At 66.4% G+C, this 1,243-nt stretch carries 1 protein-coding gene; it reads right to left on the bottom strand.

Features of this window, described 5'->3' with window-relative positions:
• Nucleotides 1-44: 44 nt before the first annotated feature.
• A partial coding sequence (locus ABD923_RS19065; protein WP_259549836.1) for an Ig-like domain-containing protein occupies nt 45-1,243 on the bottom strand: 1,199 nt, incomplete at its 5' end.

Here is a 1,243-nt window from a genome sequence, read left to right on the forward strand (position 1 = left end):
AGGGTTGGAGACAAGCATTCATTCACCGGGAGAAAACCGCGCACTCAGAACTCTAGCGCGAGGCCCACTTCCGCGCCGTAGGTCGTGAAGTCATTCGAGCCAAGGCCGTCGACGAACAGATCGCCTCTCAGGGTCAGCCCGCCATCGCCCATGAAGCGATAGCCAAGGTCGATCCGCCCGCGTCCGCTCTCCGTCTCGTCGATATAGGCCGAGGCCGCGCCGTCGCCCTCAACCCGCGACCAGATGCCGGACAGGCCCCAAGTCAGCACGTGGCCGCTGGCCTCACCGAAGATCGGCGCCTCGAAATCGATGCCAGCCGACAGCTCGGTCAGGCGGATCGTCTGCTCCGGTACCGGGTTCGCCAATCCATCGACATAGGCCAGCTGCGTGTCGACCGCGTGGCTGAATTGCAGGCGCGGGAAATAGTGCAGGGCCTCGGTCTCATAGGACCCTTCGACTGCCAGCATCGTGAGCCAGCGTTCGCTGTCAAAGCTGTCGGTGAAGGTGCCGAAGGGCGAGATCTCGTTGTCGCTTTCGCCATAGAGCAGGCGTCCCTCGAAGAAGAGCGGTTGATCGCCCAGCTGCGCCACGACATAGGGCCCGAGCATCCAGCCGCGGCCCGTGGTTCCGACCCCGCCGCCCATGTCGTCCTCGGCATAGTCGAATTGCAGCATGCCGCCGACGATCAGCCCGTCGCCAAGCGCCACGTGGCCGCCGAGCGTGGCCAGGGCATAGGCGCTGTCACCGCCGCCCTCGTGCTCGGTGGCCGATCCCCGCAGGCTGAACCAGACCGGCCCGGCGCCGCTGTGGATGTCGACATTGCCAAAGCCGCGTGTCACTTGCGCGCTGAACTGTCCGCCCTGTCGTCCCGAGAGGAAGCCCGACAGACCCGGCTGGTTCTGGATCAGGTTGCGCGCCCGCGTTTCCATGAACTCCGCGATCATCTCGCTCGCGATCTCGCCCGAATTGATCGTCGCCGTTGCGCTGGCCGCGGTGGAGAGGTTGCCCGCCGCATCCTCGGCGGCCCCTTCCGCAACCGTGACGGTCACGTTCGACGTGCCGTCCGGCGTCAGGGTCGCCGTGAACACGCTCGGGCCGCCCGAGAAGCCGGACAGCGTGCCGCCGGTCACCCCAATATCGCCCGCCTCGAACCCGATCACGTTCTCCGAGAAGGTGAAGGTCAGCGAGAAGACATCGCCTGCCTCGAAGGCCTCGGGCACGCCCTCCAGCGTCAGGACCGGGG

The sequence above is a fragment of the [Roseibacterium] beibuensis genome (assembly GCF_039542305.1).
In the GTDB taxonomy this organism is placed as follows: domain Bacteria; phylum Pseudomonadota; class Alphaproteobacteria; order Rhodobacterales; family Rhodobacteraceae; genus Roseibacterium; species Roseibacterium beibuensis.